This is a genomic window from Brevundimonas sp. SS2672 (genome assembly GCF_059579685.1).
The window spans coordinates 3,208,344-3,234,146 of record NZ_CM184201.1 but is presented as its reverse complement, the minus strand read 5'-3'; the positions used below and the strand labels follow the sequence as shown (position 1 = coordinate 3,234,146).

The 25,803-nt window shown below is 68.9% G+C and carries 25 protein-coding genes; 9 read left to right on the top strand and 16 right to left on the bottom strand.

The genetic code is table 11. The annotated features are described in order from the left end of the window. Positions 1 to 143: 143 nt before the first annotated feature. Positions 144 to 2,381, bottom strand: a complete 2,238-nt coding sequence (locus tag AC52GN_RS16230) for a TonB-dependent receptor (RefSeq protein ID WP_496527754.1) — start codon at positions 2,379 to 2,381, stop codon at positions 144 to 146. A 263-nt stretch (positions 2,382 to 2,644) separates the two neighbouring features. Here AC52GN_RS16230 and AC52GN_RS16225 point away from each other — a divergent pair, with 263 nt between their 5' ends. Further along, the gene (locus AC52GN_RS16225) at positions 2,645 to 4,015 is read left to right on the top strand and encodes a metallophosphoesterase (protein WP_496527753.1); all 1,371 of its coding nucleotides are present in this window, start codon (positions 2,645 to 2,647) and stop codon (positions 4,013 to 4,015) included. 4 nt (positions 4,016 to 4,019) lie between these two features. Here the strand turns inward: AC52GN_RS16225 and AC52GN_RS16220 are convergent, their stop codons facing one another. The 3 genes from AC52GN_RS16220 to chpT all read right to left on the bottom strand — a co-directional run bounded on the left by AC52GN_RS16220 (position 4,020) and on the right by chpT (position 5,991). Next, a complete protein-coding gene (locus AC52GN_RS16220) occupies positions 4,020 to 4,835 on the bottom strand; it encodes a CheR family methyltransferase (RefSeq protein ID WP_496527752.1) in 816 nt (271 codons plus the stop codon). Then, positions 4,832 to 5,215: a response regulator gene (locus tag AC52GN_RS16215; protein WP_291780002.1), complete on the bottom strand. Its 384-nt coding sequence runs from the start codon at positions 5,213 to 5,215 to the stop codon at positions 4,832 to 4,834. Before AC52GN_RS16215 ends, AC52GN_RS16220 begins: the two co-directional genes overlap by 4 nt. Before the next feature lie 77 nt (positions 5,216 to 5,292). Further along, complete coding sequence (chpT, locus tag AC52GN_RS16210; protein WP_453988273.1) at positions 5,293 to 5,991, bottom strand: histidine phosphotransferase ChpT; 699 nt, start codon at positions 5,989 to 5,991, stop codon at positions 5,293 to 5,295. A gap of 86 nt (positions 5,992 to 6,077) precedes the next feature. Between chpT and cysQ the strand changes: the two genes are divergently transcribed. Then, a complete protein-coding gene (gene cysQ / locus AC52GN_RS16205) occupies positions 6,078 to 6,875 on the top strand; it encodes a 3'(2'),5'-bisphosphate nucleotidase CysQ (protein WP_496527751.1) in 798 nt (265 codons plus the stop codon). A 6-nt stretch (positions 6,876 to 6,881) separates the two neighbouring features. Here cysQ and AC52GN_RS16200 read toward each other — a convergent pair whose 3' ends face one another. From AC52GN_RS16200 to map, 5 genes are all read right to left on the bottom strand, one after another. Further along, entirely contained in the window at positions 6,882 to 7,775 is an 894-nt protein-coding gene (locus AC52GN_RS16200; protein WP_496527750.1) for an aldo/keto reductase, read from the bottom strand. Between the two features lie 5 nt (positions 7,776 to 7,780). Beyond that, positions 7,781 to 8,023 carry a BolA/IbaG family iron-sulfur metabolism protein gene (locus tag AC52GN_RS16195; protein ID WP_338577670.1) on the bottom strand — a complete coding sequence of 81 codons (243 nt, stop codon included), beginning with the start codon at positions 8,021 to 8,023 and terminating at the stop codon, positions 7,781 to 7,783. 81 nt (positions 8,024 to 8,104) lie between these two features. After that, a complete protein-coding gene (locus AC52GN_RS16190; protein ID WP_496527749.1) occupies positions 8,105 to 8,623 on the bottom strand; it encodes a GNAT family N-acetyltransferase in 519 nt (172 codons plus the stop codon). Further along, positions 8,620 to 9,351: a RadC family protein gene (radC, locus tag AC52GN_RS16185; RefSeq protein ID WP_496527748.1), complete on the bottom strand. Its 732-nt coding sequence runs from the start codon at positions 9,349 to 9,351 to the stop codon at positions 8,620 to 8,622. The genes AC52GN_RS16190 and radC overlap by 4 nt, the downstream gene beginning before the upstream one ends. Before the next feature lie 26 nt (positions 9,352 to 9,377). Further along, entirely contained in the window at positions 9,378 to 10,199 is an 822-nt protein-coding gene (gene map, locus AC52GN_RS16180) for a type I methionyl aminopeptidase (RefSeq protein ID WP_496527747.1), read from the bottom strand. Positions 10,200 to 10,349: 150 nt separating this feature from the next. Here map and AC52GN_RS16175 point away from each other — a divergent pair, with 150 nt between their 5' ends. Continuing rightward, complete coding sequence (locus AC52GN_RS16175; protein ID WP_496527746.1) at positions 10,350 to 11,120, top strand: competence/damage-inducible protein A; 771 nt, start codon at positions 10,350 to 10,352, stop codon at positions 11,118 to 11,120. Positions 11,121 to 11,304: 184 nt separating this feature from the next. Beyond that, complete coding sequence (locus AC52GN_RS16170) at positions 11,305 to 12,609, top strand: OmpP1/FadL family transporter (RefSeq protein WP_496527745.1); 1,305 nt, start codon at positions 11,305 to 11,307, stop codon at positions 12,607 to 12,609. A 79-nt stretch (positions 12,610 to 12,688) separates the two neighbouring features. Here AC52GN_RS16170 and AC52GN_RS16165 read toward each other — a convergent pair whose 3' ends face one another. From AC52GN_RS16165 to AC52GN_RS16155, 3 genes are all read right to left on the bottom strand, one after another. Further along, positions 12,689 to 14,188: a DEAD/DEAH box helicase gene (locus AC52GN_RS16165; RefSeq protein ID WP_425543231.1), complete on the bottom strand. Its 1,500-nt coding sequence runs from the start codon at positions 14,186 to 14,188 to the stop codon at positions 12,689 to 12,691. A 268-nt stretch (positions 14,189 to 14,456) separates the two neighbouring features. Further along, on the bottom strand, positions 14,457 to 15,107 hold the full coding sequence (locus AC52GN_RS16160) for a DUF1345 domain-containing protein (RefSeq protein ID WP_496527744.1): 651 nt from the start codon (positions 15,105 to 15,107) through the stop codon (positions 14,457 to 14,459). A gap of 60 nt (positions 15,108 to 15,167) precedes the next feature. Next, positions 15,168 to 16,283, bottom strand: a complete 1,116-nt coding sequence (locus tag AC52GN_RS16155) for a Rieske 2Fe-2S domain-containing protein (RefSeq protein ID WP_496527743.1) — start codon at positions 16,281 to 16,283, stop codon at positions 15,168 to 15,170. A 99-nt stretch (positions 16,284 to 16,382) separates the two neighbouring features. On the opposite strand from AC52GN_RS16155, the gene AC52GN_RS16150 reads away from it, so the two are divergent. The 3 genes from AC52GN_RS16150 to AC52GN_RS16140 all read left to right on the top strand — a co-directional run bounded on the left by AC52GN_RS16150 (position 16,383) and on the right by AC52GN_RS16140 (position 20,190). Further along, complete coding sequence (locus AC52GN_RS16150; RefSeq protein WP_496527742.1) at positions 16,383 to 17,321, top strand: alpha/beta fold hydrolase; 939 nt, start codon at positions 16,383 to 16,385, stop codon at positions 17,319 to 17,321. After that, positions 17,318 to 17,938: a class I SAM-dependent methyltransferase gene (locus tag AC52GN_RS16145; protein ID WP_496527741.1), complete on the top strand. Its 621-nt coding sequence runs from the start codon at positions 17,318 to 17,320 to the stop codon at positions 17,936 to 17,938. The genes AC52GN_RS16150 and AC52GN_RS16145 overlap by 4 nt, the downstream gene beginning before the upstream one ends. 197 nt (positions 17,939 to 18,135) lie before the next feature. Next, entirely contained in the window at positions 18,136 to 20,190 is a 2,055-nt protein-coding gene (locus AC52GN_RS16140) for a transglycosylase domain-containing protein (protein WP_496527740.1), read from the top strand. Positions 20,191 to 20,343: 153 nt separating this feature from the next. Here the strand turns inward: AC52GN_RS16140 and AC52GN_RS16135 are convergent, their stop codons facing one another. The 3 genes from AC52GN_RS16135 to AC52GN_RS16125 all read right to left on the bottom strand — a co-directional run bounded on the left by AC52GN_RS16135 (position 20,344) and on the right by AC52GN_RS16125 (position 23,018). After that, on the bottom strand, positions 20,344 to 21,054 hold the full coding sequence (locus AC52GN_RS16135; RefSeq protein WP_496527739.1) for a M48 family metallopeptidase: 711 nt from the start codon (positions 21,052 to 21,054) through the stop codon (positions 20,344 to 20,346). After that, complete coding sequence (locus AC52GN_RS16130) at positions 21,020 to 22,300, bottom strand: polyhydroxyalkanoate depolymerase (protein WP_496527738.1); 1,281 nt, start codon at positions 22,298 to 22,300, stop codon at positions 21,020 to 21,022. Before AC52GN_RS16130 ends, AC52GN_RS16135 begins: the two co-directional genes overlap by 35 nt. A 97-nt stretch (positions 22,301 to 22,397) precedes the next feature. Then, entirely contained in the window at positions 22,398 to 23,018 is a 621-nt protein-coding gene (locus AC52GN_RS16125; protein WP_496527737.1) for an SCO family protein, read from the bottom strand. A gap of 84 nt (positions 23,019 to 23,102) precedes the next feature. Between AC52GN_RS16125 and AC52GN_RS16120 the strand changes: the two genes are divergently transcribed. Continuing rightward, positions 23,103 to 24,614 (top strand): ActS/PrrB/RegB family redox-sensitive histidine kinase, encoded by a 1,512-nt coding sequence (locus AC52GN_RS16120; RefSeq protein ID WP_346485505.1) that lies wholly within the window; start codon positions 23,103 to 23,105, stop codon positions 24,612 to 24,614. 69 nt (positions 24,615 to 24,683) lie between these two features. Next, positions 24,684 to 25,250 carry an ActR/PrrA/RegA family redox response regulator transcription factor gene (locus tag AC52GN_RS16115; protein WP_291780060.1) on the top strand — a complete coding sequence of 189 codons (567 nt, stop codon included), beginning with the start codon at positions 24,684 to 24,686 and terminating at the stop codon, positions 25,248 to 25,250. Positions 25,251 to 25,350: 100 nt separating this feature from the next. On the opposite strand, the gene mmcB is transcribed toward AC52GN_RS16115, so the two are convergent. Then, on the bottom strand, positions 25,351 to 25,797 hold the full coding sequence (gene mmcB / locus AC52GN_RS16110) for a DNA repair putative endonuclease MmcB (RefSeq protein ID WP_291780062.1): 447 nt from the start codon (positions 25,795 to 25,797) through the stop codon (positions 25,351 to 25,353). Positions 25,798 to 25,803: the final 6 nt, after the last annotated feature.

Sequence of the window (25,803 nt, the reverse complement as noted above, 5' to 3'; positions counted from 1 at the left end):
CCAGCGATCCGAACAGCAGGGCCAGCCGCATGAGAGATCCTCCCCGATCCGGGCGGCAGTAGGACCAAGCCCGAGCGGAATGGCAAGAGGGCGGCGGCAGGTCTCCCCGCCGCCGCCCTCCCGATACGATCCGCCGTATCGGCTTAGAAGCGCTTGGACAGCTCCACGCCGTACATGCGCGGCTCGTTGACGAAGGCCGTCAGGTTGTTGAAGTCGATGGCGCCGATGACGTTGGCCTCGTCCGTGATGTTGCGGACATAGACGGCCGCCTCCAGACCCCGGTTCAGGTCGCGCCAGCCTGCGCGCAGGCCGCCTTCGAAGTTGGTGTCCTGACGGAACTCGACCGCCTCATAGAGGAAGAGGTTGAAGTCCTTCTGCATCACCCAGTCGGTCGAGGCGAACAGCTCCTGATCGTCGCCGATCGGGCGGACGTAGGACAGGGTCAGGTTGGCCGAATACTCGGGCGCCTGCGGGAAGGGGTTGCCGTCGATGTTGGCTCGATCCGTGCCGCCGACATTCACCATGGGGTCGGTGATGGTGCACAGGTGGTTGCCGCAGATGGCGACCAGCAGGTCCTTGTCCTTGATCTCGGTGTGGTTCCACGCCACGCCGCCGGCCAGGGTGAAGCCCGCGCCCAGATAGACGTCGCCGTCGATCTCCAGACCGTAGCCCTGACCCTTGTCGGCGTTGATCAGGCGGTTGGAGTTGTCGATGCCGCCGATAGCCGTGAACTGCATGTCCTTGACGTCATACAGATAGGCCGTGGCGTTCAGGCGGGCGCGGCCGTCCCACAGGCGAGCCTTGAAGCCGGCCTCATAGGACATGACCGTTTCCGAATCCGCCGTGGTCAGAACCGGCAGGTTGCGGCCTTGAATCGACGGACCGCGATAGCCGCTGGCCACGCGGGCGAACAGGTTCAGGCTGTCGTTGACCTCATACAGGGCGCTGACGTCCCAGCTGACCTGCTCGTCGCCGACCGAGACGGCGCCCTCGGACACCGTCGGAACCAGAAGCCAGCCATGATATTCGCGGCTGTCGTCGGTGTAGCGCAGGCCGCCCGTCAGCTTCAGGGCGTCCGTGACCTGATAGTTGGCCTGACCGAAGATCGACCAGGAGTCCGACTTCTGCACGATATCGGTGAGCTTGACCGTTGGGAACAAACCGCCAAAACCGTCGAAGCTGCCCGACACCAGGTTGATGCGCTCATCCCAGTAGAAGGCTCCGACCTGCCAGCCAAGACGCCCCTCGGCGTTCGAGGCTAGGCGCAGTTCATAGCTATTCTGCAGCAGGTCGCTGGACAGGGTGCCGGACTCGACCGGGAAGGGGATGGCGCCGCTGTGGACCGGATCGCCCAGCACGCCGCCGTCGATATCGCCGTCGCCCTGGGACCAGCCCTGGAAGGAGCCGACCACGCCGGTCAGGGTCGCCGGGCCGAAGTCATAGGCGACCTGCAGCGACTGGGAGGTGGTCTTCTGCTTCTGGAAGTTGTTGCGGCCGCCGTCATACCAGACCGTCTCGCGATCGAAGTTGTCGTTCAGCTTGTTCGAGCCCTTGGTCAGGACGTTGGCGCGGTTCATCGTGCCCGTGCCCTCATAGTCGCGCGCCTGCAGGGTCAGCAGGGTCGAGAGACGGTCGGTCGGCGTCCAGGCGACGTGGATGCGGCCCGCCACATCGTCGAAATTGCCCAGGTCCTTGCCGTCCTTCTTGGCGAAGGGGGCGTCATAGGCGTTGTTGATCCAGTCGTCGCGGTGGTTCCACAGGGCCGCCACGCGCACCGACAGCGTATCCGACGCCGGCAAGGTCACGGCCGCCTCAGCGCGGGTCGAGCCATAGTTGCCGTAGGTGATCGAGCCGAAGCCGGTGAACTCATCGCCCGGCTTGGTGGTGTCGATCTTGATCACGCCGGCCGGGGTGTTGCGGCCGAACAGGGTGCCCTGCGGCCCGCGCAGCACTTCCAGCTGCTTCACGTCGAACAGAGGGAAGCCCTTCAGATAGACGCTTTCCAGAACCAGCTCGTCCATCACCATCGACACCGGCTGAGACGCCGTGAAGTCGAAGTCCACATTGCCCAGGCCGCGGATGTAGAAGCGCGGGGCGTAGCGGCCGTTGGAGCTTTCGACCTGCAGGCTGGGCACCCGGCCCGACAGCTGCAGGATATCGCCGCCGCCGGCGTTCACGGCGTTCAGCGTCTCGGTGTTCATGGCGGTGACGGCGAAGGGCACGTCGCGGATGCTTTCGCTGCGGCGCTGGGCGGTGACGACGATGTCGCCGACGGCGGCGGCCTGGTCGGCCTGGACATCGGCGGATTGCGCCAGGGCCGGCGTGGAGAGCAGCAGGGCCAGACCGCTGGCGGAGGCGGCGAGAACCGAGAGACGCGTCATCGAGATATCCCCTTCTTGATGATCTTGGGTGGGTGAATTCGCCGCAGCCCCTAGGCCCGTAGCGTCGCGGGTTCCAGCGCCGATGCGGGCTGGCGCATGAACCTTTCGCGACAGGGACACAGACCGCAAGAAACCGCCGTTCGATTCACACGTCGCCGTAGCGCGACATTGTGCGCCGCAACAGGACATGCCAAGCAGACCGGCTGCGCCTTCCTTCTGCCGCCCTAGATGCGCGAAGCGCGCGACCTGCCGCAGGAGACGCCATGCCCCTCGCCGCCCCGTCCCGTCGCCGATTTCTTGCCGGCGCCGCCGCCCTGCCCCTGGTCGGCGGAACCGCCGCCCTCGCGCTGGATCAGCCGCCCGCCGTCATCGGCCGCGTCCTGGCCATGTCGGACCTGCATTCCGCCTATGAGCGCAGCGCCCAGCTTCTCGCCGCCTTGCGCGCTGAGGTCCGCAGCCGACCGGTTCCGCATCTGATCGCGGTCGACGGCGACATCTTCGAGCATGGCAACGTCGTGTCGGTGCGGTCCGAAGGCGCGATCGACTGGGCCTTCCTGGCCGCCCTGCCCGCCATCGCCCCCACCGTGGTCAACCTGGGCAATCACGACAACGACCTGATCCCCGACCTGCATGAGGTCGTGAAGCGGATGCAGGGCCTGGGGATCACCGTCCTCAGCAACATCATCGACGCCCGCAACGGCCGACCCTACGCCCCGGCCGCGACGGAGCTGACCTTCGGCGAGCGCCGTCTGCGCATCGCCGGCTTCGGCACGAATTCGCTGAACACCTATCCCAAGGCCAGCCGCGACTGGCTGTCGATCCCCGATCCGACCGAATGGGCCAACGCCCATCTGTCGTCGCTGCTGGAGGGCGCCGATCTGACGCTGGTGATGAGCCACGCTGGCGTGGCGGGCGACCGCGGGATGCTGGCCGCCCTGCCCGACGACGCCCTGATGATCGGGGGACACAACCACCTGCTGTTCCAGGAGCCGCTCGGGCGCGGCCTCTACGCCCACACCGGATCGTGGAGCAACGCCTATACCGCGGCGGACTATCTCAGCGATGGAAGCGTGCGGGCCCAGTCGCGCACCGTCGCCCTGGACGGCGTCGTCGACCCGACCCTGGCCGCGCTGATCCGCACGACGCTGGACCGGCATCTGACCGCACAGGAGCGCGCCGTTCTCGGGACCAGTTCGACCGCCCTGTCGCTGGGGGACACCGGCCGCGCCGTGGCCGCCGCCTTCGCCCGCTTCGCCGGGGCCCAGGCCGGCTTCATCGGCCACACGACGCTGGGGACGGGTCTGTCCGCCGGGCCGGTCAGCCGCTACGCCTTCGACGCCGTGGTGCGCTTCGACGGCAAGCTGATGGCCGCCGAGGTTCCCGCCGCGCGCCTGGCCGAGCTGACCGCCCTGGCCAACCAGGATCGGGTCATGCCCTTCGCACGGCGCACCGGCGACTTCGTCTATGGCGCGGTCGAGGGAATCGAGGCGCGCGAGACCGTCCGCATCGTCACCACCGACTGGTGCGCCCTGAACCAGCAGGAGTATTTCGGCGTGACCGACCTGGCCTTCGCCGAGGTTCCCGGCCCCGGCGTCAAGGCCGTCGCCGCCCAGGGCCTGCTGTCGGTCGCCTGACAGCTCAGGCGGCGCGGCGTGCGGCGGCCGCGCTCTTCACATAGAGGCCCTTGCGTCCGGCCACCGGACGGAAGGCCACGCTGTCGCCGTCCGGCCGCTCGTCGCGCCCCAGGAACAGGCAGCCGTCGTCGACCATCCGCCGCTCCAGCCCGTCCAGCACCCGCGCGCGGCGTTCCGGCGCCATGTCGCCCAGGACATTGCGGCAGAAGACCACGTCGAACCGGCCCTCGTCGGCCGCCTCGTCCAGCAGGTTGGCCCGCTTGAAGGCGATGGCGGCGCGCAGTTCGGGCCGCGCCCGCCACTGATCATCGACCTGCTCGAACCAGCGCAGCATGGCGCGCGCCGACAGGCCGCGCTGTATCTCGAACGAGGTGTAGAGGCCCGACAGCGCCTTCTCGATCGCCTGACGCGACAGATCCGTAGCCTCGATCTCGACCTGGGCGCCGGCCTCGAGCGCGGCGATAGCCAGGGAATAGGCCTCCTGCCCGGTCGAGGCGCCGGCGCACCAGAGGCGCACCCGCCCGCCCGGCCGCGCCGCCGTCAGGGCGGGCAGCAGTTCGCGCTCCATCACCTCAAAGGCCGCACGGTCGCGCCGGAACCAGGTCTCGCCGTTCAGCAGGGCCTCGATCACGCTCCAGCCCAGGGAGGCCACCGGCCGGCTCCACAGGCTGGCCAGCATGGCTTCGACGTTGTGATAGCCCTCGCGCCGCGCCACAGGCCCCAGCCGATGCTCGGCCAGCTGCATCCGGTCTCTGGTCAGCCGGAAGCCGGCGCGGGACGCCAGCAGGGTCTGAAGACGATCAAAATCCTCCGGCGTCATGACGGCGACTGCACCACTCCCACTTCGGCGAGCTTGGCCTGAAGGATCTCGCCGTCGAAGGGCTTCATAACATATTCGTCGGCCCCTGCGGACAGGGCTTCGGCGATCCGATCCGCCCGCGTCTCGACCGAGCAGAACAGAACCTTGGGCGTGCGCCCGCCCGGCAGGTCGCGCAGGCGACGCAGGAAGGCCAGGCCGTCCATCACCGGCATCTGCCAGTCCAGCAGCACCACCTGGGGCATGGCCGCCTGGCAATAGTCCAGCGCCTCGGCGCCGTCGGCCGCCTCGGCCACGTCAAAGGACAGGTCCTCCAGGATGCGGCGCGCCACCTTGCGGATGATGCGGCTGTCATCGACGATCAGACAGGTTCTGGGGTCCACAGGGTCTATTCCCGTTTGGCGCGAGATTAAAATCACGCTCACGCCATAGTCGTTCAGGCAGGTTAACGGAGCGTTGGCTAGACGAACGCGGGTTGCTCACTAGCGCCCGGCAAGCGCGCCATCAAGGCCACGCGGCCGTCTTCAGCCGCCAGGTCCAGCCGCCCGCCCGCCTCGCGCGCCGTCAGCCACAGCCAGTAGGGTTGGATCCACTGCCCGGCCAGCCCCTCAGTCAGCCGCTCGCCCTTCAGGCCGACCACGGCCTCCGGCTTGAGCCGGGCGCGGGCGCCCTCGGCCGATCCGACCAGAAACAACTGATCGCCTTCCCGGCGGACGGTCACCACCGCCGCCCCGCCCATCGGCAGGGCCGAAACGGTCAGATAGGCCAAGTTGATCAGGGTCCGCGCCTGGATCTTGGAGAAGGTCTCATCCCCTACGCGCCAGTCCAGCGTGGCGCGCCCGCCGTCGGTCAGGCCCGCGACCAGGCCGTGCAGTTCGGCGCCGGAGAACTGTTCGCTGCTGGTCGCGGCGCCGAAGGCCACCCGGGCGAAATGCACCAGGGCCACCATCTTGGCCGCGCTCTGACGGATCAGGCCCAGGGCGTCGTCGCGCATGTCCTGGGCGCCGGGATCGTCCAGCAGGTCCAGCCCCGACATCACGGCGCCGGCCGGGCTGATGAAGTCGTGGCACAGCTTGGCGGCGATGAAGGCGGCCAGCTCGGCGCCGTCCACAGGCAGATCGGCGGCGGATAGGGAGGCAGGGTCGTCGGAAACGGTCATGGCGCACAAGGTTTCGAAAAGGTTAAGGCCAAGGTGGCCTGATTTGCCGGTTCGTTAAACCGGCCGCATGGTCTATCCAGCCCTTCATGACCGCCTCCGCCTACGCCGACCTTGAATCCGATCTCGCCTCCGGCCGCCTGGCCGAGGTCATCGCCGACATCGCCGAGGAGGCCGCCCGCCTGATCCTGCCCTACTGGCGGGCCGATACGGCCGTGGAGACCAAGGCCGACGCCAGCCCCGTGACCGAGGCCGACCGCGCCGCCGAGGCCCTGATCCTGGCCCGCCTGGCCGAACATTGGCCCCAGGTCGAGGCCGTCGCCGAGGAGGCCGTCGCCGCCGACGGCGCCCCGTCGTCGGTCGGTACGTGGTTCTGGCTCATCGACCCGCTGGACGGCACGCGCGGGTTCGTCCAGGGGCGCGAGAGCTATTCGGTCAACATCGCGCTGATCCGCGGCGACGCCCCCGTGGCCGGTGCGGTGACGGCCCCGGCCCTGGGCGTCAGCTGGCGCTCCGCCGCGCCGGGCCAGGGCGCGCTGCGCCGCGCCTTCGGCGAGCCGTGGAGGACGATCCGCGTGCGCGAACGCCCCGCCGATGCCGTCGCCCTGGTCAGCCACAGCATCAGCGACGAAGACGCCCTGCGTCTGGCCGCCCGCAACGGCTGCACCCAATGGCAGGGCATGGATTCCTCGCTGAAGTTCTGCCTGATCGCCGAGGGCCGCTTCGACGCCTATCCGCGCACCGGCCCCACCAGCGAATGGGACACCGCCGCCGGCCAGGCCGTGCTGGAGGCGGCGGGCGGCCGCGTCCTGGCCGAGGACGGCCGTCCCCTAGCCTACGGCAAGCCCGGCTTCCTCAACGGCCCCTTCTCCGCCATCGGCGCCTGAAGCCGATCAGGCCGAGGCGTCCACCCGCGCCATCTCGATCTGTGCCGAGAGGCCGGCGGGCAGGTCGCGCTCGGGCACGCTCGCCAGGTCTTCCAGATGCGCCCGGTCCCTGGGCCGGATCAGCACGCTGGCCACCGCAGGGTCCGCCAAGGCGTAGGCCAGGCAGATGGCCTCGCCGGTCCACCCCGGCGTCCGGTGCAGGAAGGCGAAGGAGCCCGGCCGCTCCAGATCGGCCTCGCCGCGCCCCGCGCCCCAGCCGCCGAACAGGCCCCGCTTCTTCGCCCCGCCCGCATCGGCGGCGCGGCGCTCGGTGGCCAGGCTTTCGGGAAAATAGTCATAGGCGAACAGGCTCATCTCCCGATCGCGCGCGGCCTTCATGCGCGAGCGCACCTGCCAGGGCACATTGGCGTGAAAGGGGGTGAACAGGACGTCGAACGCCCCGGTCGAGACATAGAGATCCGTCACCGGTTCATCGCCCGACACGCCCAGCATCCGCACATACTCGGCCTTCCGCATCGCCTTCAGGGCGGTCAGGGAGGTCTGGGGCAGCTCATCCTCGGCCGGGCGCTCCAGCACCGCCATATCGAACCAGCCCAGGCCCGAGGCGTGCAGCCCCTGTTCGATCGAACGGCCCAGCCTCTCGGCCGAGAAATCCCGGTCGGCGCCCAGGGTCGTGCTGACCCACACCAGCCGCCGCTCGACATGGCCCAGGGCCTCGCCGACGGCCTGAAGCAGCATCGGGTCCAGCCGCTCGATATGATAGGCGTTCACCCCCGCCTCAAGCCCGGCGAACACCAGGTCGCGGACAGGGTTCGGCCCCCGCGTCGCCGCCTCGGCCCCCAGGCTGAGCGTCAGACTGGAGACCGCAGCCCCCGAGGCGCCGAAGGGGCGGTAGCGCATGGGGTTCAGCCCGCCTCGACCGGCGCCGAGGTCTCCAGCGCCAGGGCGTGCAGTTCGCCGCCCATCTTGCCCTTCAGCGCGGCGTAGACGGTCTGGTGCTGACGCACGCGTGGCATTCCGCGAAAGACCTCCGACACGATGCGGGCGCGATAGTGGTCGCCGTCGCCCGCCAGGTCCTCGATGGCGATGTCCGCGTCGGGAAAGGCCTCCACCAGATGGGCGCGAAGGTCGTCGGCGGACATGGGCATCTTGGAACTCCTGAAACGCAGAAGGCCGCTTCCGGGCCTGGATTGTAAAGCTTATCGCCCCGCGCCCCGCCTGTCAGCCGCTCATCCGGCGCGAGGGCGCTCATACAGGTCGACGGCCGATCCCTTGTAGTCCGCGCGGGCGTAGGGGCGATAGCCCACCCGCTCGGCCAGACGCACCGAGGGCGCGTTCTCGGGCGAGATCATGCAGACCGTGCGCGGCTCCAGCCGATAGGCGTCGGTCCAGGCCAGGGCCGCCTCCAGCGCCTCGCGCGCCAGGCCCGCGCCCTGGAAGGCCGGCGCCACGCCCCAGCCCAGTTCCGGCGCGTCGAAGGGCGGCTCGATCTCGCGGCGGTAGTCCAGCACGCCGACGCTGCCGACATAGGCCCCCGTCGTCGTCTCGCGGATCGACCAGTTGCCGTAGCCCTTGGCCTGCCAGTGGCCGATGTCGCGCAGCAGGCGGAACCAGACCTCCTCCTCCGACAGGCCTCGCCCCATGATGTGGCGGGTGAACTCGGCGTCGGCCCACAGGGCGGTCAGGTCGTCCATGTCGCCGACGGCGGCGGGCGTCAGGGTCAGGCGTTGGGTGGTCAGAACAGTCACATCAATCCCAGTTGCTTGAAGCTGGCCACGCCTTCGCGGCCGACGATGAGGTGGTCGTGAACCTGAACCGACAGGGCGCGGGCGGCCTCGATCACCTGTCTGGTCATGTCGATATCGGCCCGGCTGGGCGTCGGATCGCCCGAGGGGTGATTGTGGACGATGATCATGGCGCTGGCCGACAACTCCAGCGCCCGGCGCACCACCTCGCGCGGATAGACGGGGGCGTGGTCGACCGTGCCCCGGTTCTGAATCTCGTCGAGGATCAGCTGGTTCTTCTTGTCGAGATAGAGGACGCGGAACTGCTCGCGCGGCTCATGCTGAAGCGACAGGCGCACGTAAGACAGCAGCGCCGTCCACGACGAGATGACCGTGCGCTTGTTGGCCTCTTCCTTAGCCACGCGGCGCGAGACTTCGTGCAGGGCGGCCAGGTCCAGCGCCGTCTCAGGCCCCACCCCCTTGGCCCGGCCGCGCGAATCCTCGGCTTTCACCGTCATCAGATCCTCGACCGAGGCCGCCAGCACCGCCGCCAGCGACCCGAACCGCGTCAGCAGTGCCTTGGCCACCGGCTTGACGTCGCCCTGCGGCTGGCTGCGGAACAGGAACAGCTCCAGCAGCTCATAGTCCGGCAGATGATGGAGGCCCGCCGCGCGCGCGCGATCACGCAGCCGTTCGCGATGACCGGCGTGGTGCGGCTTGGCCTTCGGTTGTTCCGGCGGTTGATCCAGCATCAGCCTCCCCCACGGGGGAGACTAGCTCAGAATTTCGGGCGGAACAGGCCCTTGGGCGAGGCGGTGAAGATTTCCAGCCCGTCCTCGGTCACGCCGATCGAGTGTTCGCACTGCGACGACAGCGATTTGTCGCGCGTCACGGCGGTCCAGCCGTCCGACAGCACCTTCACCGCCGGCTTGCCCAGGTTCACCATCGGCTCGACGGTGAAGAACATGCCCGGCTTCAGCACCGCGCCCTCGCCGCGACGGCCGTAGTGCAGGACGTTGGGGCTGTCGTGGAAGACCCGGCCGATGCCGTGGCCGCAGAAGTCGCGGACCACGCTCATGCGCTGGGCCTCGACGAACTTCTGGATGGCGAAGCCAATGTCGCCGAAGGTGTTCCCCGGCTTGATCTGGGCCAGACCCAGGTCCAGCGAGTCATAGGTGACGTCGATCAGCCGCTTGGCGCGGGCGTTGATCTCGCCGACCGGGTACATCCGGCTGCTATCGCCGTGCCAACCGTCGACGATGACCGTATGGTCGATGTTGACGATGTCGCCTTCCTTCAGAACCTTGTCGCCGGGAATGCCGTGGCAGACGACGTGGTTGATCGAGGTGCAGACCGTCCTGGTGTAGCCCTTGTAGCCCAGGCAGGCGGGGACGCCGCCGTTGTCCAGGGTGAACTCGCGCACCAGATCGTCCAGCTCGCCCGTAGTGACGCCCGGCTTCACATGGTCGGTGATCATGTCCAGCGCCTCGGCGACCAGGCGGCCGGCCTTGCGCATGCCCTCGAACCCTTCCGCGTCATAGATGCGGATTTCGTGGCTGCGGACGAAGACGTCGGTTTCCAGGTCGGGGGTCTCGTACATGATCGGCTTTCGGGGAGGCGCGCGCTCCGCGTGCAGGCGGACCGGGCGAAGAAACGACTTCAGGACTTCAGATGGTCAGACTAGCACAAAACCTCAAGCCCGTCAGGGTTCACGGCTGACGCATGGCCTGGCGCTTCCTATCTTCAGCCCATGTCACAATCGTCCCCCTCCCCCACCGCCGCCGTCCTGATCATCGGCGACGAGATCCTGTCGGGCCGAACCCGCGACAGCAATCTGAACACCCTGGCCCGCTTCCTGGCGCCGCTCGGCGTCGATCTGATGGAGGCGCGGGTGGTCGGCGACCGTCAGGACCAGATCGTCGCGGCGCTGAACGCCCTGCGCGCGGCGCACGACTATGTCTTCACCACCGGCGGCATCGGCCCGACCCATGACGACATCACCGCCGATGCGGTCGGCGCCGCCTTCGGCGTTTCCGTGCGCGAACACCCCGAGGCCCTCGCCATCCTGGAGCGCCGCTATGCGCCGGGCGAGTTCAACGCTGCGCGGCGCCGCATGGCCCGCGTGCCCGAAGGCGGCGTCCTGATCGCCAATCCGGTCAGCGACGCGCCGGGCTTCCAGGTCGACAACGTCTTCGTCATGGCCGGCGTGCCCAAGATCATGGAGGCCATGCTGGACGATGTGGCGCCGCGCCTGAAGACGGGCGCCCCGGTGCACAGCCGGTCGTTGCGCGTCACCGGCGTCGGCGAGGGCGCCGTGGCCGACATCCTGCGCGCCGCCGCCGAGGCCAGACCGCATCTGTCCTTCGGCTCCTATCCCTTCGGTTTCGGCGCCGGACAGACCGCCGGCGAGGTCGGAACCCAGCTGGTGATCCGGGGTCGGGATCAGGCCGAAGTTGACGCTGCGGAACACGATCTTGCCGCAAACCTGCGTTCTTCAGGCATCGAAATTGCCGCTACGTAACCTCACCAAGGTGTGAAATTGTGCGATTTTTGCGCCACGCTTTCGCCGAGAAGCGGTCCGACACCGGCCTTGGACGCAACGCTTTCATGACACGGACGCTGTGATGGGTAGCGTGGCGGCCCTCCCCGAACCAAGGCCGCCCGCCTTTCTCAAAATGGTCGGCCCACGACATAGGTGAAGCGTAATGACTCCCAGGAACATGGCCCGCCTCGGCGGCCTGGCTCTGACCACCGCCCTGATGACGGGCGTCGCCGCCCCGGCCTTCGCGGGCTCCTTCTATCTGCAGGAACAGTCCGTGCGCGGCGCCGGACGCGCCTATTCGGGCGAAGCCGCCGACCGCGGCGTCGGCTCGATGTGGTGGAACCCCGCCTCCATCGCCCGCAGCGGCCGTGAAGTCTCGGTCGGCCTTCACGCCATCCGCATCGACTCCGAAGTGAAGAACGCCGGCTCCTACGTCACCTATCCGGGCGGCGTGGACGTGCCGGTGGTCAACCCGCGCAACACCGAGGTCGACCCGATCGAAAGCGGCCTGGCGCCGAACTTCGCCTTCGCCACGCCGATCGGCGACCGCTTCGCCGTCGGCGTCTCGGTGGCCGCCCCCTACAACTTCACCACCAAGTACGAACAGGGCTCCTTCGCCCGCTACGACGCCCTGACGTCGGAGCTACGCTCGGGCGACGCCAGCCTGACCGTGGCCTATCAGGTCAACGACTGGCTGGACGTCGGCGCCGGGCTGAACGCCCAGTTCGTCAAGGCCAAGCTGACCTCGGCCATGCCGAACCTGTCGCCAGCCCTGCCCGACGGCTCCAACAGCCTGGAAGGCGACGGCTGGGACTTCGGCTGGAACGTCGGCGCCCAGGTGCACAGGGGGCCGTGGGACTTCGGCCTCAGCTACCGCTCCAAGATCGAGCATGAACTGGAAGGCGACGTGGTCGTCGCCGGCCTGCTGGGCCCGCTGGCGGGCGCCAACATCTCGACCGGCGGCAAGGCCAGCTTCAACACCCCGTGGTTCGCCTCGGCCTCGGTCCGTTACGCCGTCAACGACAAGCTGACCCTGAACGCCCAGGTCAACCGCATCGGCTGGTCCGAGTTCCAGGCCATCACCGTCGAATATCCGGGCGGCGGCGACGTCATCCATCAGGACTACAAGGACGTCACCACCGGCGCGATCGGCCTGGACTACGCCATCAGCGACAAGACCACCCTGCGCGCCGGCGTCGGTTACGATCCGACCCCGACCCGCGACAGCCTGCGCACCGCCCGCATCCCGGACGCCGACCGCTGGCTGTTCTCGGTCGGCGGCTCGACCGAGGTGACCGAAGGCGTCACCTTCGACGCCGGCCTGACCTACATCGCCTTCAGCGACTCGACGATCCACGACGACCGCGCCTTCTACGCCGGCACCCCGGCGGCCGTGACCTCGCACCTGCGCGGCGAGGCCGAAGGCTCGGCCCTGGTCGCCTCGATCGGCGCCCGCTGGGCCTTCTGATCCTCGCCTGACGACGGATACGGAAACGGCGGCTCCCGCAAGGAAGCCGCCGTTCTTGTTCCTGCGCCGATCTCGACGATCAGCCTTGAGCGCCGTGTCCCTTGCCGCCGTTCGACGGGCGGCGACGACGAGGACGGCGCTTCAGCTCGCCGACCGGCTTGGGTTCGGCCTCGGGCGTCGCCCGGACGGCCGAGCGGGCGCGGTCGCCCGCCATCGGGTCATAGGCCGCCGCCGGGCGCTCGGCGTGATGAGTCCGGTCGCGTTGCCCCTTGCGCTGACGGTGCGGCTGGCCGCCGCCCTCGGGCTTGACGCCGTCGCGACGCGGGTTGCGACGACCGCCGCCGCGGCCCTCGCCGCCCGAACGACCTTCGCGCTCGGGCAGGGTCGCCTTCTTGGCCACGCCCGCCGCCATGATGGAGGCGTCCAGTTGGGCCAGGGCCTTGTCGTTGCGACGGTCGATCGCGGGGATCTTCTGGCGCGTGACCTTCTCGATGTCCTTCAGCAGCTTCATCTCGTCGCCGGCGACGAAGCTGATGGCGGTGCCGTCCTTGCCCGCGCGGGCCGTGCGGCCGATGCGGTGGACATAGGCTTCCGGCACATAGGGCAGCTCGAAGTTCACCACGTGGGTGACCTTGTCCACGTCGATGCCGCGCGCGGCGATGTCGGTGGCGACCAGGACGCGCAGCTTGCCGTTCTTGAAGGCCTCAAGCGCGCGCTCGCGCTGGGGCTGGCTCTTGTTGCCGTGGATGGCCCCGGCCTCGACGCCGCCGGCCTCCAGATAGGCCGCGACCTTGTCGGCGCCGTGCTTGGTCTTGGTGAAGACCAGGCAGCGCGTATAGGCGGGGTCCGAGAACAGTTCGGTCAGCAGGGCGCGCTTCCTGCCCTGTTCGACCCAGATCACCGACTGCTTGATGCGCTCGACCGTGGTGGCCTGCGGCGTGACCTGGACCTTGACCGGATCCTTCAGCAGTTCGCCCGCCAGCTTGCCGATCTCCGACGGCATGGTGGCCGAGAAGAACAAGTTCTGGCGCTTTGCCGGGATGCGGCTGACGATCTGGCGGATCGGCTTGATGAAGCCCAGGTCCAGCATCTGGTCGGCCTCGTCCAGGACGAAGATCTCGGTCTGCGACAGGTCCAGCGTCTTCTGTTGCAGGTGGTCCAGCAGGCGGCCGGGGGCGGCGACCAGGACGTCGAGACCCTGTTGCAGGGCGCGTTCCTGCGGGCCGTATTTCACGCCGCCGAAGATGACGGCCACGCGGAAGCCCAGGTGGGCGCCGTATTGCTTGAAGCTGTCGGCGATCTGGGTGGCCAGTTCGCGCGTGGGGCTCAGGATCAGGGCGCGCGTGGTGCGCGGCTTGGGCGCCACGCGGTTCTCGGCCAGGCGATGCAGGATCGGCAGGGCGAAGGCCGCCGTCTTGCCGGTGCCGGTCTGGGCGATGCCCAGCAGGTCCTTGCCCTTCATGACGTCGGGAATGGACTTGGCCTGGATCGGCGTCGGCTTCTCATAGCCGGTCGCGGCCAGGGCGGTCAGGAGAGCCTTGTTCAGGCCCATGGATTCGAAGGTGATGGTGTCGCTCACGTCTGTCTTTCACGAACGGCGGCGCGCGCGGCTGGACAAGCCAGGCCTTCACTAGGGGCGCACGTCGCCTGCCCGAAGCTCGGGCGGGGAACGGGCGCCGCCCCGCGTGTATGGACGACGTATGAAATCGAATGATCCGGCCGCTCGACAGACAGGCCTTCCGGGGAGGGAAGCCCAACACGCGCTGGAACGCGCCGGTCACCGCATTGTGCGATGCAGCGCAGATGGGCCTCAATAGCGGCCAAGTCAAGGCGGACCGGGCGAAAGCCTACAGCAGGTTGACCGCCAGATTGACCGCCAGAGCCAGGATCACCGTGTTGAACAGCCAGGCCACGATGCTGTGGACGGTGGCGATGCGGCGCAGGCGCTGGCTTGAGATCTGCACGTCGGCGGTCTGGTTCGCCACGCCGATGATCAGGGCGAAGTGCAGAAAGTCCCAGTAGTCGGCGTCGTCCTCGCCCGGAAACATCAGGCCCTGACGATCCCCCTGGCCGGCCTCGGCGGGCGCATAGAACTCATGGGCGTAATGCAGGGTGAAGATGGTCTGCACGAACAGCCAGCTCAGGGCGATGGTGACCACGGTCAGAACCGCCGCCGCCGTCGTCGGCTTGCCGCCCGACGCCGCCATGAAGACGATGACGAAGACGCTGGCTCCCGCCGCCAACAGGCTGAGCGGCAGCACCGCCCCGCCCGCCTGATCCAGCTCCGCCGACCGCGCGCGGATCGCCGCCACCGATCGGGCGCGACTCAACCGCATGAAGGTCAGCAGCAGAAAGGCCGTCACGCCCGCGTCCCAGGCGACCGCCAGCCGCATCGGCCAGCCCCAGACGACCGGCGAGACGGCGCTGGCCGCCGCCATCACCGCCAATCCCAACCAAAGGGCGAAATGCAGACGAAAGAGGTGCGCGACCGGCTTCATGGCCGCATGATTGCGCCGTTCCGTGCGAACGGCCAGAGCCCCGCCGCCGGACTTCAGCCGTCAGCTCTTCCAGCGCAGCACCGTCTCCTTGATCGGATTGACGAAGGCGCGGCCCTCGGCGCGGCTCTTCAGCCATTCGCGCTTCAGCTGCTGATACCATTTGGCCTGTTTGTCGGCGTCGTCGATCCAGATCAGGGCCGGGTCGTATTTCAGCCCCTCGTTCTGCAGGTTCACCATGCCGCCGTCCTGCTTCAGGAAGGCGACGACGCCCATCCGCAGGAAGGGCTTGGCGATGCCGAACACCCAGTGATCGGACCAGAAGATCTGGGTGATGCGGGTCTTGATCTCGCTCACCGGCGTCAGGCAGGTCAGGGCCAGCACCTGCTTTTCCCCCACCTGGATATGCTCCCAGCGATAGCCCGGCAGGCGGAAGGTGATCTCGGTCGCGGGCGCCCCGCCCAGCACCTTGTAGAGGCGGCTGTTCGACGACGGCGCGTGACGCACCATGGCCCAGCCGAAGTCGACCGGGGCGAAGGTCTTGGCCTTCTCGTGCATCGAATGTTCGGACCGCCACCACCACTGCTGGTGGACATAGGGGCCGTGGGCGGGGTCCATCAGGCCGACGACGGCGTGGTCGATATGGCTGTCGAAATCCATCCACTCGACCAGACGGGGCTGGCCGACCGCGCCGGGGAACTGCGGCGGTTCCTGATCCGGCTCGGACGGGTTGCGGGCGTCCGCCGCCATCCAGACGAAGACCATGCCCTGGCTCTCGCGCACTGGGTAGGACCGGACCTTGATGCGGTTCGCCTCGAACGCCTGATCCTCGACCAGCGATGGAATGGCCGCACAGACGCCGTCGGGCCGGAAGCGCCAGCCGTGATATGGGCATTCGACCGTCTCGCCCTCGCCCGGCTTCTCGACCAGCCGCCCGGCCGACAGCGGCGCCGCGCGGTGGGGGCAGATGTCGCGCATCCCATAGACCTCGCCCGCGCGCGTGCGGCCGATCAGGACCGGCTCGCCCATGATCTCATAGCGTTTCAGGCTGGCGACCGGCACGTCGCGCGCCAGGGCGACGAAATACCAGGCGTCGGTGATGAAGCCCTTGCCGAAAGCCGTCGGCGGGGCCTTGGCTTCTGGGGCGGCGGAAGATGCGGGCGCGGCGTCTGCGGTCATGGCCGCCTTGTAGCAGCAGCGACGGTCGGCCGTCCAAAGACCATTCCCTTCCTCAGCCGATGAATTAATCTGGCGCAAATTCTCTTTGGGAGAGACGCCTTGATCCGCACCGCCTCCACCGCCCTTTTCGGCGCCGCCGCCCTGTTGCTAGCCGCCGCCCCCGCCGCCCTGGCTCAGGACGGCCCCGCCAATCACGCGACGCACGCCGCCTTCGCGTCCGATCGCCTCAGCGTGGTGGTCGACGGGCCGGAGGGCGCGCCCGACCTGATCCTGATCCCCGGCCTGTCGTCCTCGCCCGCCGTCTGGCAGGGAACGGTCGATCACCTGAACGGACGCTATCGCGTCCACCGCATCCACGTCGCCGGTTTCGCCGGCGCCGCGCCCCAGGCCAACGCGCAGGGCGACGCGCCTCAGCCGGTCGGCGCCCCCGTGGCCGAGGAGATCGCCCGCTACATCCGCGAACAGCATCTGAACAAGCCCGCCGTCGTCGGCCACTCCATGGGCGGGACCATGGGCATGATGCTGGCCGCGCGCCACCCCGATCAGGTCGGCAGGCTGATGGTCGTGGACATGATCCCCTTCATGGGCGCCATGTTCGGTGCGCCCGGCGCGACCGCCGAAAGCGTGACCCCCGTCGCCGATCAGATCTGGACCGCCCAGTCCGCCAGCCCGCGCGACGCCTACGTCGCCCAGGCGACAACCGCCATCAACGGCATGATCAACACCGAAAGCCGCCGCGAGGAGGCCCTTCAGGACATGCGCGACAGCGACCAGAAGGTCTCGGCCGCCGCCTTCCGCGAACTGGTCACGACCGACCTGCGCCCCGAACTAGCCCGCATCACCGCCCCGACCGAGGTGCTCTACGTCAAGTTCAACGACGCCCGCATGACCGATGCGATCACCGACGCCATCTATCAGGCGTCGTTCGCGACCCTGCCCGGCGCAAAGCTGAAGCGCATCGACGACAGCGCCCACTTCATCATGTTCGACCAGCCGACGGCCTTCTACGGCGAGCTGGACGCCTTCCTGGCCCGATGAGCCATCCTGCCGCGGATCGGATCGTCGGCCTGTATCAGGAGAAGGCGGCGGACTGGATTCGCGACCGAGGCTCTGTTCTGCGCCGGGAGGAGGGCGACTGGAACGAAGCGGCCTGGCTGGACCGCTTCACGCAGGGCTGGCCGCCCGGCGCCCGCGTGCTGGACGTCGGCTGCGGCTCGGGCTGGCCCATGGGCGCCGCCCTGCTGGAGCGCGGCTTCGAAGTCATCGGCCTCGACGCCTCGCCCGGCCTGATCGCCCATGCGCGCCAGACCCTGCCGGGCGGCGACTGGCGCATCGGCGACATGCGCGAAACCCTGCCGGACGGCGCCTTTCACGGCGTTCTGGCCTGGCACAGTCTGTTCCATCTGACGCCTGAAGCGCAGACGACGGTCCTGCCCGCCCTGGCCGCCCGCGTCGGCTCAGGCGGGCGGCTGATGTTCACCGCCGGTCCCGCTCACGGCGAGGCGATCGGCGAATGGCGCGGCGAACCGCTCTATCACGGCAGCCTGGACCCCGACGCCTACCAAGCCCTGCTCAGCGAGGCCGGCCTGACGGTGGAGAGCGCCGGCGATCAGGGCGTCTGGCTGGCGCGGCGCGCCATTCTTTCGGCGAAATAAACGCACACGCTGGCGTGATCGGAAACGGGGGCGTTTTCGCGGGCGACGTGAACGGCTAGAGCGAAATCGGTTCAGTTGGACTGCGTTCAACTGAACCCAGATATTCGCTCCAGCTTAATTCTGGACCATTGTTCTAGGTTCAGTCGATTCCGACTGAACCGAAAATGGTCTAGGGTTCGCGCCGCTGGCATAGAGGGATGTTCATGGCGCGCAAGGACCGCGGACCCGACGGGAACGATCAGGGCGGAGGAAAACCGCGTCGCACCTTCATGGGCCGTCTCTTCTACTGGGGCGCGGTTCTGGCCGTCTGGGGTCTGATCTTCGGCGTCGTCTTCTTCGCCGTCTTCGCGCGCGACCTGCCCGACACCTCCAGTCTGTATGAGGTCGATCGCCAGCCCTCGATCACCTATCTGGACCGCTCCGGCGCCCTGATCGCGGTGCGCGGCACCCAGATGGCGCCGCCCGTCGATCTGGACGCCCTGCCCGACTACGTCCCGGCCGCCTTCGTGGCCATCGAGGACCGCCGCTTCTACCACCACCCCGGTTTCGACCCGATCGGCATGAGCCGCGCCATGGCCTCGAACCTGAAGGCCGGGCGCGTGGTCCAGGGCGGCTCGACCATCACCCAGCAGCTGGCCAAGAACCTGTTCCTGACGCCCGATCAGAACATGAAGCGCAAGGTCCAGGAGCTGATGCTGGCCGTGTGGCTGGAAATGAAGTTCTCCAAGAAGGAGATCCTCGCCCTCTATCTGAACCGCGTCTATTTCGGCGCCGGCGCCTATGGCATCGAATCCGCCTCGCAACGCTATTTCGACAAGAGCGCCGATAAGCTGACGGTCGGCGAGGCGGCCCTGCTGGCGGGTCTTCTGAAGGCGCCCTCGCGCTATTCGCCGGTGTCCGAGAGCGAGCGCGCCGCCGCCCGCGCCAACGTCGTTCTGAACGAAATGGTCGAGGTCGGCGCCATCACCCGCGCCCAGCGCGACGCCGCCGTGGCCGAGCCGGTGCGGGTGTCCAAGACGCTGGCCAGTCAGCACGCCCAGTACTTCATCGACTGGCTCGACAAGCAGATTCGCGGCCTGGTCGGCGAGCCGACCGAGGACCTGGTGGTCGAAACCACCCTGGACCTGACGCTGCAGACCGACGCCGAGCGCGCCGTGCGCCGCATTCTGGACCGCGACAAGGGCAAGGGCGTGGAGCAGGCGGCCCTGGTCGCCCTGGACGGCGACGGTCGGGTGCGCGCCATGATCGGCGGTTCGTCGTATGGCGACAGCCAGTTCAACCGCGCCGTCGACGCTCGCCGCCAGGCGGGCTCGGCCTGGAAGCCCTTCGTCTATCTGGCGGCGGTCGAGGCCGGCTATACGCCCGAGACCCCGGTGGTGGACCAGCCGGTGACCATCGGCGGCTGGTCGCCGCGCAACTACTCGGGCCGCTTCTCGGGCCAGATGACCCTGGCCCAGGCCGTGGCCCAGTCGACCAACACCGTCGCCGCCTATGTCGCCGACCAGGTCGGCCGCGACAGCGTGGCTCGCGCCGCCCGTCGCCTCGGGATCAGCAGCGAGATCGGCCTGCAGCCCTCCATGGCCCTGGGCGCCGTCGAAGTCAGCCCGCTGGAGATGGCCCAGGCCTATGACGCCTTCGCCAACGGCGGCCGCCACGTCGACGCCTACGGCATCAGCCGCATCCGCACCCCGTCCGGGCGGGTGATCTACACCCACGGCCCGTCCGAAGGCGGCCAGGCCATCAACAATCCGCCGCTCTACTACATGAACCAGATGCTGCGCGGGGTGATCACCTCGGGCAGCGGTCGCTCGGCCGCCATCGGCGGGCGCGACATCGCGGGCAAGACCGGCACCACCTCGGACTACAAGGACGCCTGGTTCGTCGGCTACACGGGCGGCTTCGTCGCCGCCGTCTGGGTCGGCAAGGACGACAACAAGCCGATGGCCCGCGTCACCGGCGGCTCGTCGCCCGCCGCCATCTGGCGCGGCTTCATGGAGGCGGCCCTGCCGCGTCTGGCGGTCCAGGCCATCCCCAACGGCCCGCCCCTGCCCGAGGGTTGGATCCCGCCCGACCCCGTCGGCGACCTGATGGGCCAGGTCGAGGACCCCTACGCCACGGCCGTTCCCTACGACGACGCCCAACCGCCCGTGGTCATCGACGGCCAGGCCCCGCAGGCGGCCCAGCCGCAACAGCCCCCGGCGGCGCGACCCGCTCCGCAACAGCAACGCCAGCCCGACGCCTTGTTCTTCTGACCTTATCCCCTTCTCCCCTTGCGGGAGAAGGTGGCCCGTCAGGGCCGGATGAGGGGTTTCTCCAACAGAAGAAACCGCCGGATGGGATGAGGTAGCAAGACCCCTCATCCGTCTCGCTACGCGAGCCACCTTCTCCCACATGGGGAGAAGGACTTAGCCCACCGCGTGAAGCGCCGCGCCATGCTCGCGCAGCCAGCGTCGGTGCGGGCGATGATCCCCGACCAGACGGGCCACGACCGCCCAATAGGCGGGGCTATGGTCGGCGTGGACCAGGTGGGCGACCTCGTGCGCGGCCAGGTAGTCGGCCACGGCGGGCGGGGCCATGATGACGCGCCAGGAATAGCGGATCGAGCGGTTGTGCGGACTGCACGAGCCCCAGCGCGAGCGGGTGTCGACGATGGACACCTTCACCGGCTTCTGGCCCAGAGCCTTGAGGTGAACCTCGGTCCGCTCGACCAGGAAGTCGCGTGCGGCGCGGCGGAACCAGTTCTCGATGCGGCGGGAGAAGGCCTCCCCCTCTCCGCCCGAGCGCAGCACCGGCCCCTCGGCCGTTTCGACCAGGCGCGCCGCGCCTGCGCCGCCCGTCGCCTCCAGCCGCAAGGGACGCCCCTGCCAGCTCACCTCGGCGCCCGGCGCAAACGCCAGGGTCTCGGCCCGCGCGGCCAGCCGTTCGGCGATCCATTCGGCTTTAGTGCGGGCGAAGGCCACGACTTCGCCCAGGCGCCGCTCGCTGGGAGCGACGGCCACGGCCTCGCCCGCGCGGGCGTCGATGCGGATCGACAGCCTTCGCGCGCGCGGATTGACCGACAACCTCAGGGCGCCGCCGCCCTCAAGCGGCAGACGCTGACCGTTCCGGTACGACACTGACAGCTTCATTGCTGGCGATGAAATCGCGCACGCGCGGATAGATCTCCTCGCGGAACCGGCGGCCGTTGAAGACGCCGTAGTGGCCGACCTTGGGCTGGACGTAGAGCAGGCGGCGGTCGTCGGGGATGTTCGGCGTCAGGCCGTGCGCGGCCTGGGTCTGGCCGACGCCGGAGATGTCGTCCATCTTGCCCTCGATGGTGGCCAGGCCGATGTCGGTGATGGCGCTGAGGTCGACCGGCTTGCCGCGATGCTGCAACAGGCCGCGCGGCAGCAGGTGCTGCTGGAAGACGATGTCGATGGTCTGGAGATAGAATTCCTCGGTCAGATCCAGCACCGACAGATACTCGTCATAGAACTGCTCGTGCTTCTCGACCCCGTCCCCGTCGCCCGCCACCAGATCCTCGAAATAGCGGCGATGGGCGTCGACGTGCTTGTCCTCGTTCATCGACATGAAGCTGTAGAGCTGGACGAAGCCCGGATAGACCCGCCGCCCGACGCCCGGATAGGGCCAGGGCACGGTGTGGATCATGTTCGACTTGAACCAGGTGAAAGGCTTTTCCTCGGCCAGCTGGTTCGTCACCGTCGGCGACAGGCGGGCGTCGATGGGCGAGCCCATGAAGGTCATGGAGGCGGGACGGTTCGAGTCGTTCTCGGCGGCCATGACGGCGCAGGCCGCCAGCACCGGCGGTCCCGGCTGGCAGACGCCGACGACGTGGGCGCGCGGCCCGACCGCCGCCAGCATGTCGCGCACATGGTCGATGTAGTCGTTGAAGTCGAAGCGCCCCTCCAGCATCGGCACCTGGCGGGCGTTGGTCCAGTCGGTGACATAGACGTCGTGGTCCTGAAGGAAGGTCTCGACCGTGCCGCGCAGCAGGGTGGCGTAGTGGCCCGACAGGGGCGCCACGATCACCACGGCGGGCGCGCCGGCGGGTCGGCCCGCGCGTTTCAGGTCGCCGATGTTGCGGGCGAACCGCACCAGACGGCACCAGGGCGAGGACCAGACGACCTGTTCGGTGGTGCGGACGGCCTTGCCGTCGATCTCGATCGTCTCCAGACCCCAGTCAGGCTTGCCGTAGCGACGCGTCAGACTCTCGAACACCTCAGCCGTGGCGTAGGCGGTGCGGCCGATCGCCGTATCCGACGCCGGATTGAATGGAGAGGTCCAGAACTGGCGGGCCATCTGGGCCCCGATCCGGAACGGAGTCGCCGAATGATAGGCGAGCTCGTGAAAAGCGTAGAGCATGAAACCCCGACTGCGGCCCCCGCCGATGCGGAACGCCGATCATACAGGGTGCTGCGCCGCAAAAAAGACCGGCCGCGCTTCGTTCAGGGAAAGGTGATCAGCCCTTCTCCATCGCGTTTTCGATCAGGGTCGCGGTGCGACTGGGGCCCAGGTCATGGGCGACGGCGCTGCGGAACTGGCCGTCCGGCCCCATCAGATAGACGGTCAGGCCGTGATTCATGGTGTAGCCCTCGCCCTCGCCGACCTTCTGATAGAAGGCGCGGTACTCCCTGGCGACCTGGGCCACCTGTTCCGGCGTGCCGGTCAGGCCGATGACGCCATCCGGGAAGCCGTCCGAGGACAGATAGTCCTTCAGCATCTGCGGCGTGTCGCGCTCGGGGTCGATGCTGATGAAGACGATCTGCAGATCCCTGGCCTTGTCGCCCATCCGCTCCTGCACGGCGTTCAGCACGCCAAGCGTCGTGGGGCAGTAATCGGGGCAGTAGGTGAAGCCGAAGAAGACCAGGCTCCACTTGCCTTCCAGAATTGACTGATCGACGACCTGGCCGTCCTGATTGGTCAGGGTGAAGGGACCGCCGACCAGAGGCTGGCCCGTCGCGGCGTCCGTCGTCTGGGCCGCCTGCTGGCGACCGCCGACCACCACCATGGTGATCAGGCCCAGCGCCAGGGCGATGACCGCGCAGGCGGCGGCGAACAGGATCACGGGACGGCGGGGCATGGCGTCTCCTCGGCGGAAGGGTCATTCGGCAGGCGCGACACGGCGAACCGTGCAGCCGCCCTGCGCCCGGTCTATAGAAGAGGGGTGAGCCCTACAGAAGCCCCCATTCCGCCGCACGTCCAGCCGCCCGCCTCGCCGCACCTCCTAGCCCTGGCGGGAGGCGAGCTGGCCGGCCTGCCGGAGCTGCCCCGACGCGGACGCGGCCTGTCGCTGCGCACCCTGATCGTGCTGCGCTGGCTGGCGGTGATCGGCCAGACCTCGGCGATCCTGACGGCCTATTTCGCCCTGCACTTCCCCTTGCCGTTGTGGGAATGCCTGACCGTGATCGGCGCCGGCGTGGCGATGAACCTGGCCACCATGGCGCGGGCGCGGCGCATCGACGGCAGCCTGCCCGACGGGCCTCGAACCGCCGCTCAGCTGGGTTTCGACATCCTGCAGCTGGCGACCCTGCTGGCCCTGACCGGCGGGCTGGCCAACCCCTTCTGCCTGCTGCTGGTGGCGCCGGTGACCATCGCGGCGGCCGCCCTGCCCGCGCGTCAGGCGGTGATCCTGGGCGTCATGGCCCTGATCGCCGTGGGCTTCCTCTTCTCCTGGTCCCTGCCCTTGCCGTGGCGGCTGCACGAACATCTGGAGCTGCCGGGCCTCTATCGTCTGGGGCTGGGACTGGCCCTGGTGACGGGGGTGCTGTTCACCGCCGGCTACGCCTGGAAGGTCGCCGCCGACGCCGACAAGCTGGAGCTGGCTCTGGCCACCACCCAGGACGTTCTGCAGCGCGAGCAGAGGCTGGCGGCCCTAGGCGGCCTGGCCGCCGCCGCCGCCCATGAGCTGGGCACGCCCCTGGCCACCATCCAGGTCGTCGCCAAGGAGATGCTGCGCGACGCCCCCACCGACAGTCCGGCCGCCGAGGACGCCGCCCTGATCCTGCAACAGGCGGAACGCTGCCGGGCCATTCTCAAGCAGCTGTCGGCCCAGCCCGAAGAGGGCGACCCCCTGTTCGCCGACATCGACCTGAAGGCCCTGCTGGAAGAGGTGGCCGAGCCCCACCGGGGCTTCGACCTGGACTTCGAGATCGCCGTCAAGGCGCCGCCCGGACACCCCGTGCCGCGGGTCCGCCGCCTGCCCGAGATCGTCCACGGCCTGTCCACCCTGGTCGAGAACGCCGCCGACTTCGCCGCCCGCAAGGTGCGGCTGACCGCCGTGGTCGACGCCGGTTGGATCGAGATCGACATCCTGGACGACGGCCCCGGCTTCGCCTCCGAGATTCTGCCGCGCCTGGGCGAGCCCTATGTGACCAGCCGCCCCCAGGCCAAGGCCCGTCGCGCCCTGGCCGCCCAGATCGCCGCCGCCTCGCGCCCCGCCCGCCGCGGCCGCCGCGCGGCGCCGCCCCCGATCACCGCCCCCATCGCCCCCAGCCAGGGCGGCATGGGCCTGGGCTTCTTCATCGCCCGCACGCTGCTGGAACGCACCGGCGCCAAGGTCTCGGTCGGGTCCGGAGACGGCGAGAAGGGCCAGCCCAAGGGCGCTCGCGTCTCCATCCGCTGGCCGCGACAGGCGCTGGAGGCGCCGGTTTCCGCCATGGAGTCCGGTGGAACCTGATGTCGCAGTCGTCGGCTTCGCCCTTGACCCTGCGCCCATGACGCACGACCTGAACCGCAGGAGAACCGCATGTCCGACCTCGAACCCCAAGTCGCCGCTCAAGTCGCCGCCCTCGACGACAAATCCCTATTGCTGCTGGATGACGACCAGGCGCTGCGCACCCGTCTGGGGCGGGCGCTGGAATCCCGCGGGTTCGCCGTCACCGTCGCCGGCTCGGTGGCCGAGGCGAACGACGCCCTGCGCCAGGCGGTCCCCGCCTTCGCCGTGCTGGACATGCGGCTGGAGGACGGCAACGGCCTGAAGGTGGTCGAGATGATCCGCGAGCGGCGCGAGGACGCCCGCATCGTCATGCTGACCGGCTACGGCGCGATCGCCACGGCCGTCGCGGCGGTCAAGGCCGGGGCCGTCGACTATCTCCAGAAGCCCGCCGACGCCGACGACGTGGTCAAGGCCCTGCTGTCCACCGGCGAGGCGCCCGAGCCGCCGGAAAACCCCATGTCGGCCGACCGTGTGCGCTGGGAGCATATCCAGCGCGTCTATGAGTTGTGCGACCACAACGTCTCCGAGACGGCCCGTCGCCTGGGCATGCACCGCCGCACCCTGCAACGCATCCTGGCCAAACGCGCGCCGCGATAGGCTACGCCTATCGCTTCATTGTGGGGCGCTATGCTCGCGACGCGGTCGCTCGCGACTTGAGCGCATTGTTCTTCTCCTTCTCCCCTTGTGAGAGAAGGCGCTACTCCCGCATCGTCCGGAGCGCGCCCAGGCGGGCGAAGGCCAGGGTCAGGGCCTTGCGGCGCGCGGGAGCGAGGGGCGTCGCCGGCGCCTCGCGCACCACCGCCCCGCCGAAGCCGTCAGCGACGATCAGACCCGGTTCGTCGGGCAGGACGCCCTCAGGAAACTCCGGCGCCACGGCGAAATAGAAGGCGTCGCAGAAGGGGCCGTACTCATGCCACTTCCGGTCGACGCGATAGTCGTCGATCCCCGACTTCACCTCGCAGATGACGATGTCCCCCTTCGGCCCCAGGGCCATGACGTCGGCGCGCCGTCCATTGGGCAGGCAGACCTCCAGCAGGGGCGCATACCCCATGTCCGCCATCAGCCGGGCGGCCCCGCGCGTGACGGACAGGGTCGTTTCGGGGCGGCTGAAGACCAGTTCGAGGTGAAGCGCGGCGGCGGGCATTCGCCT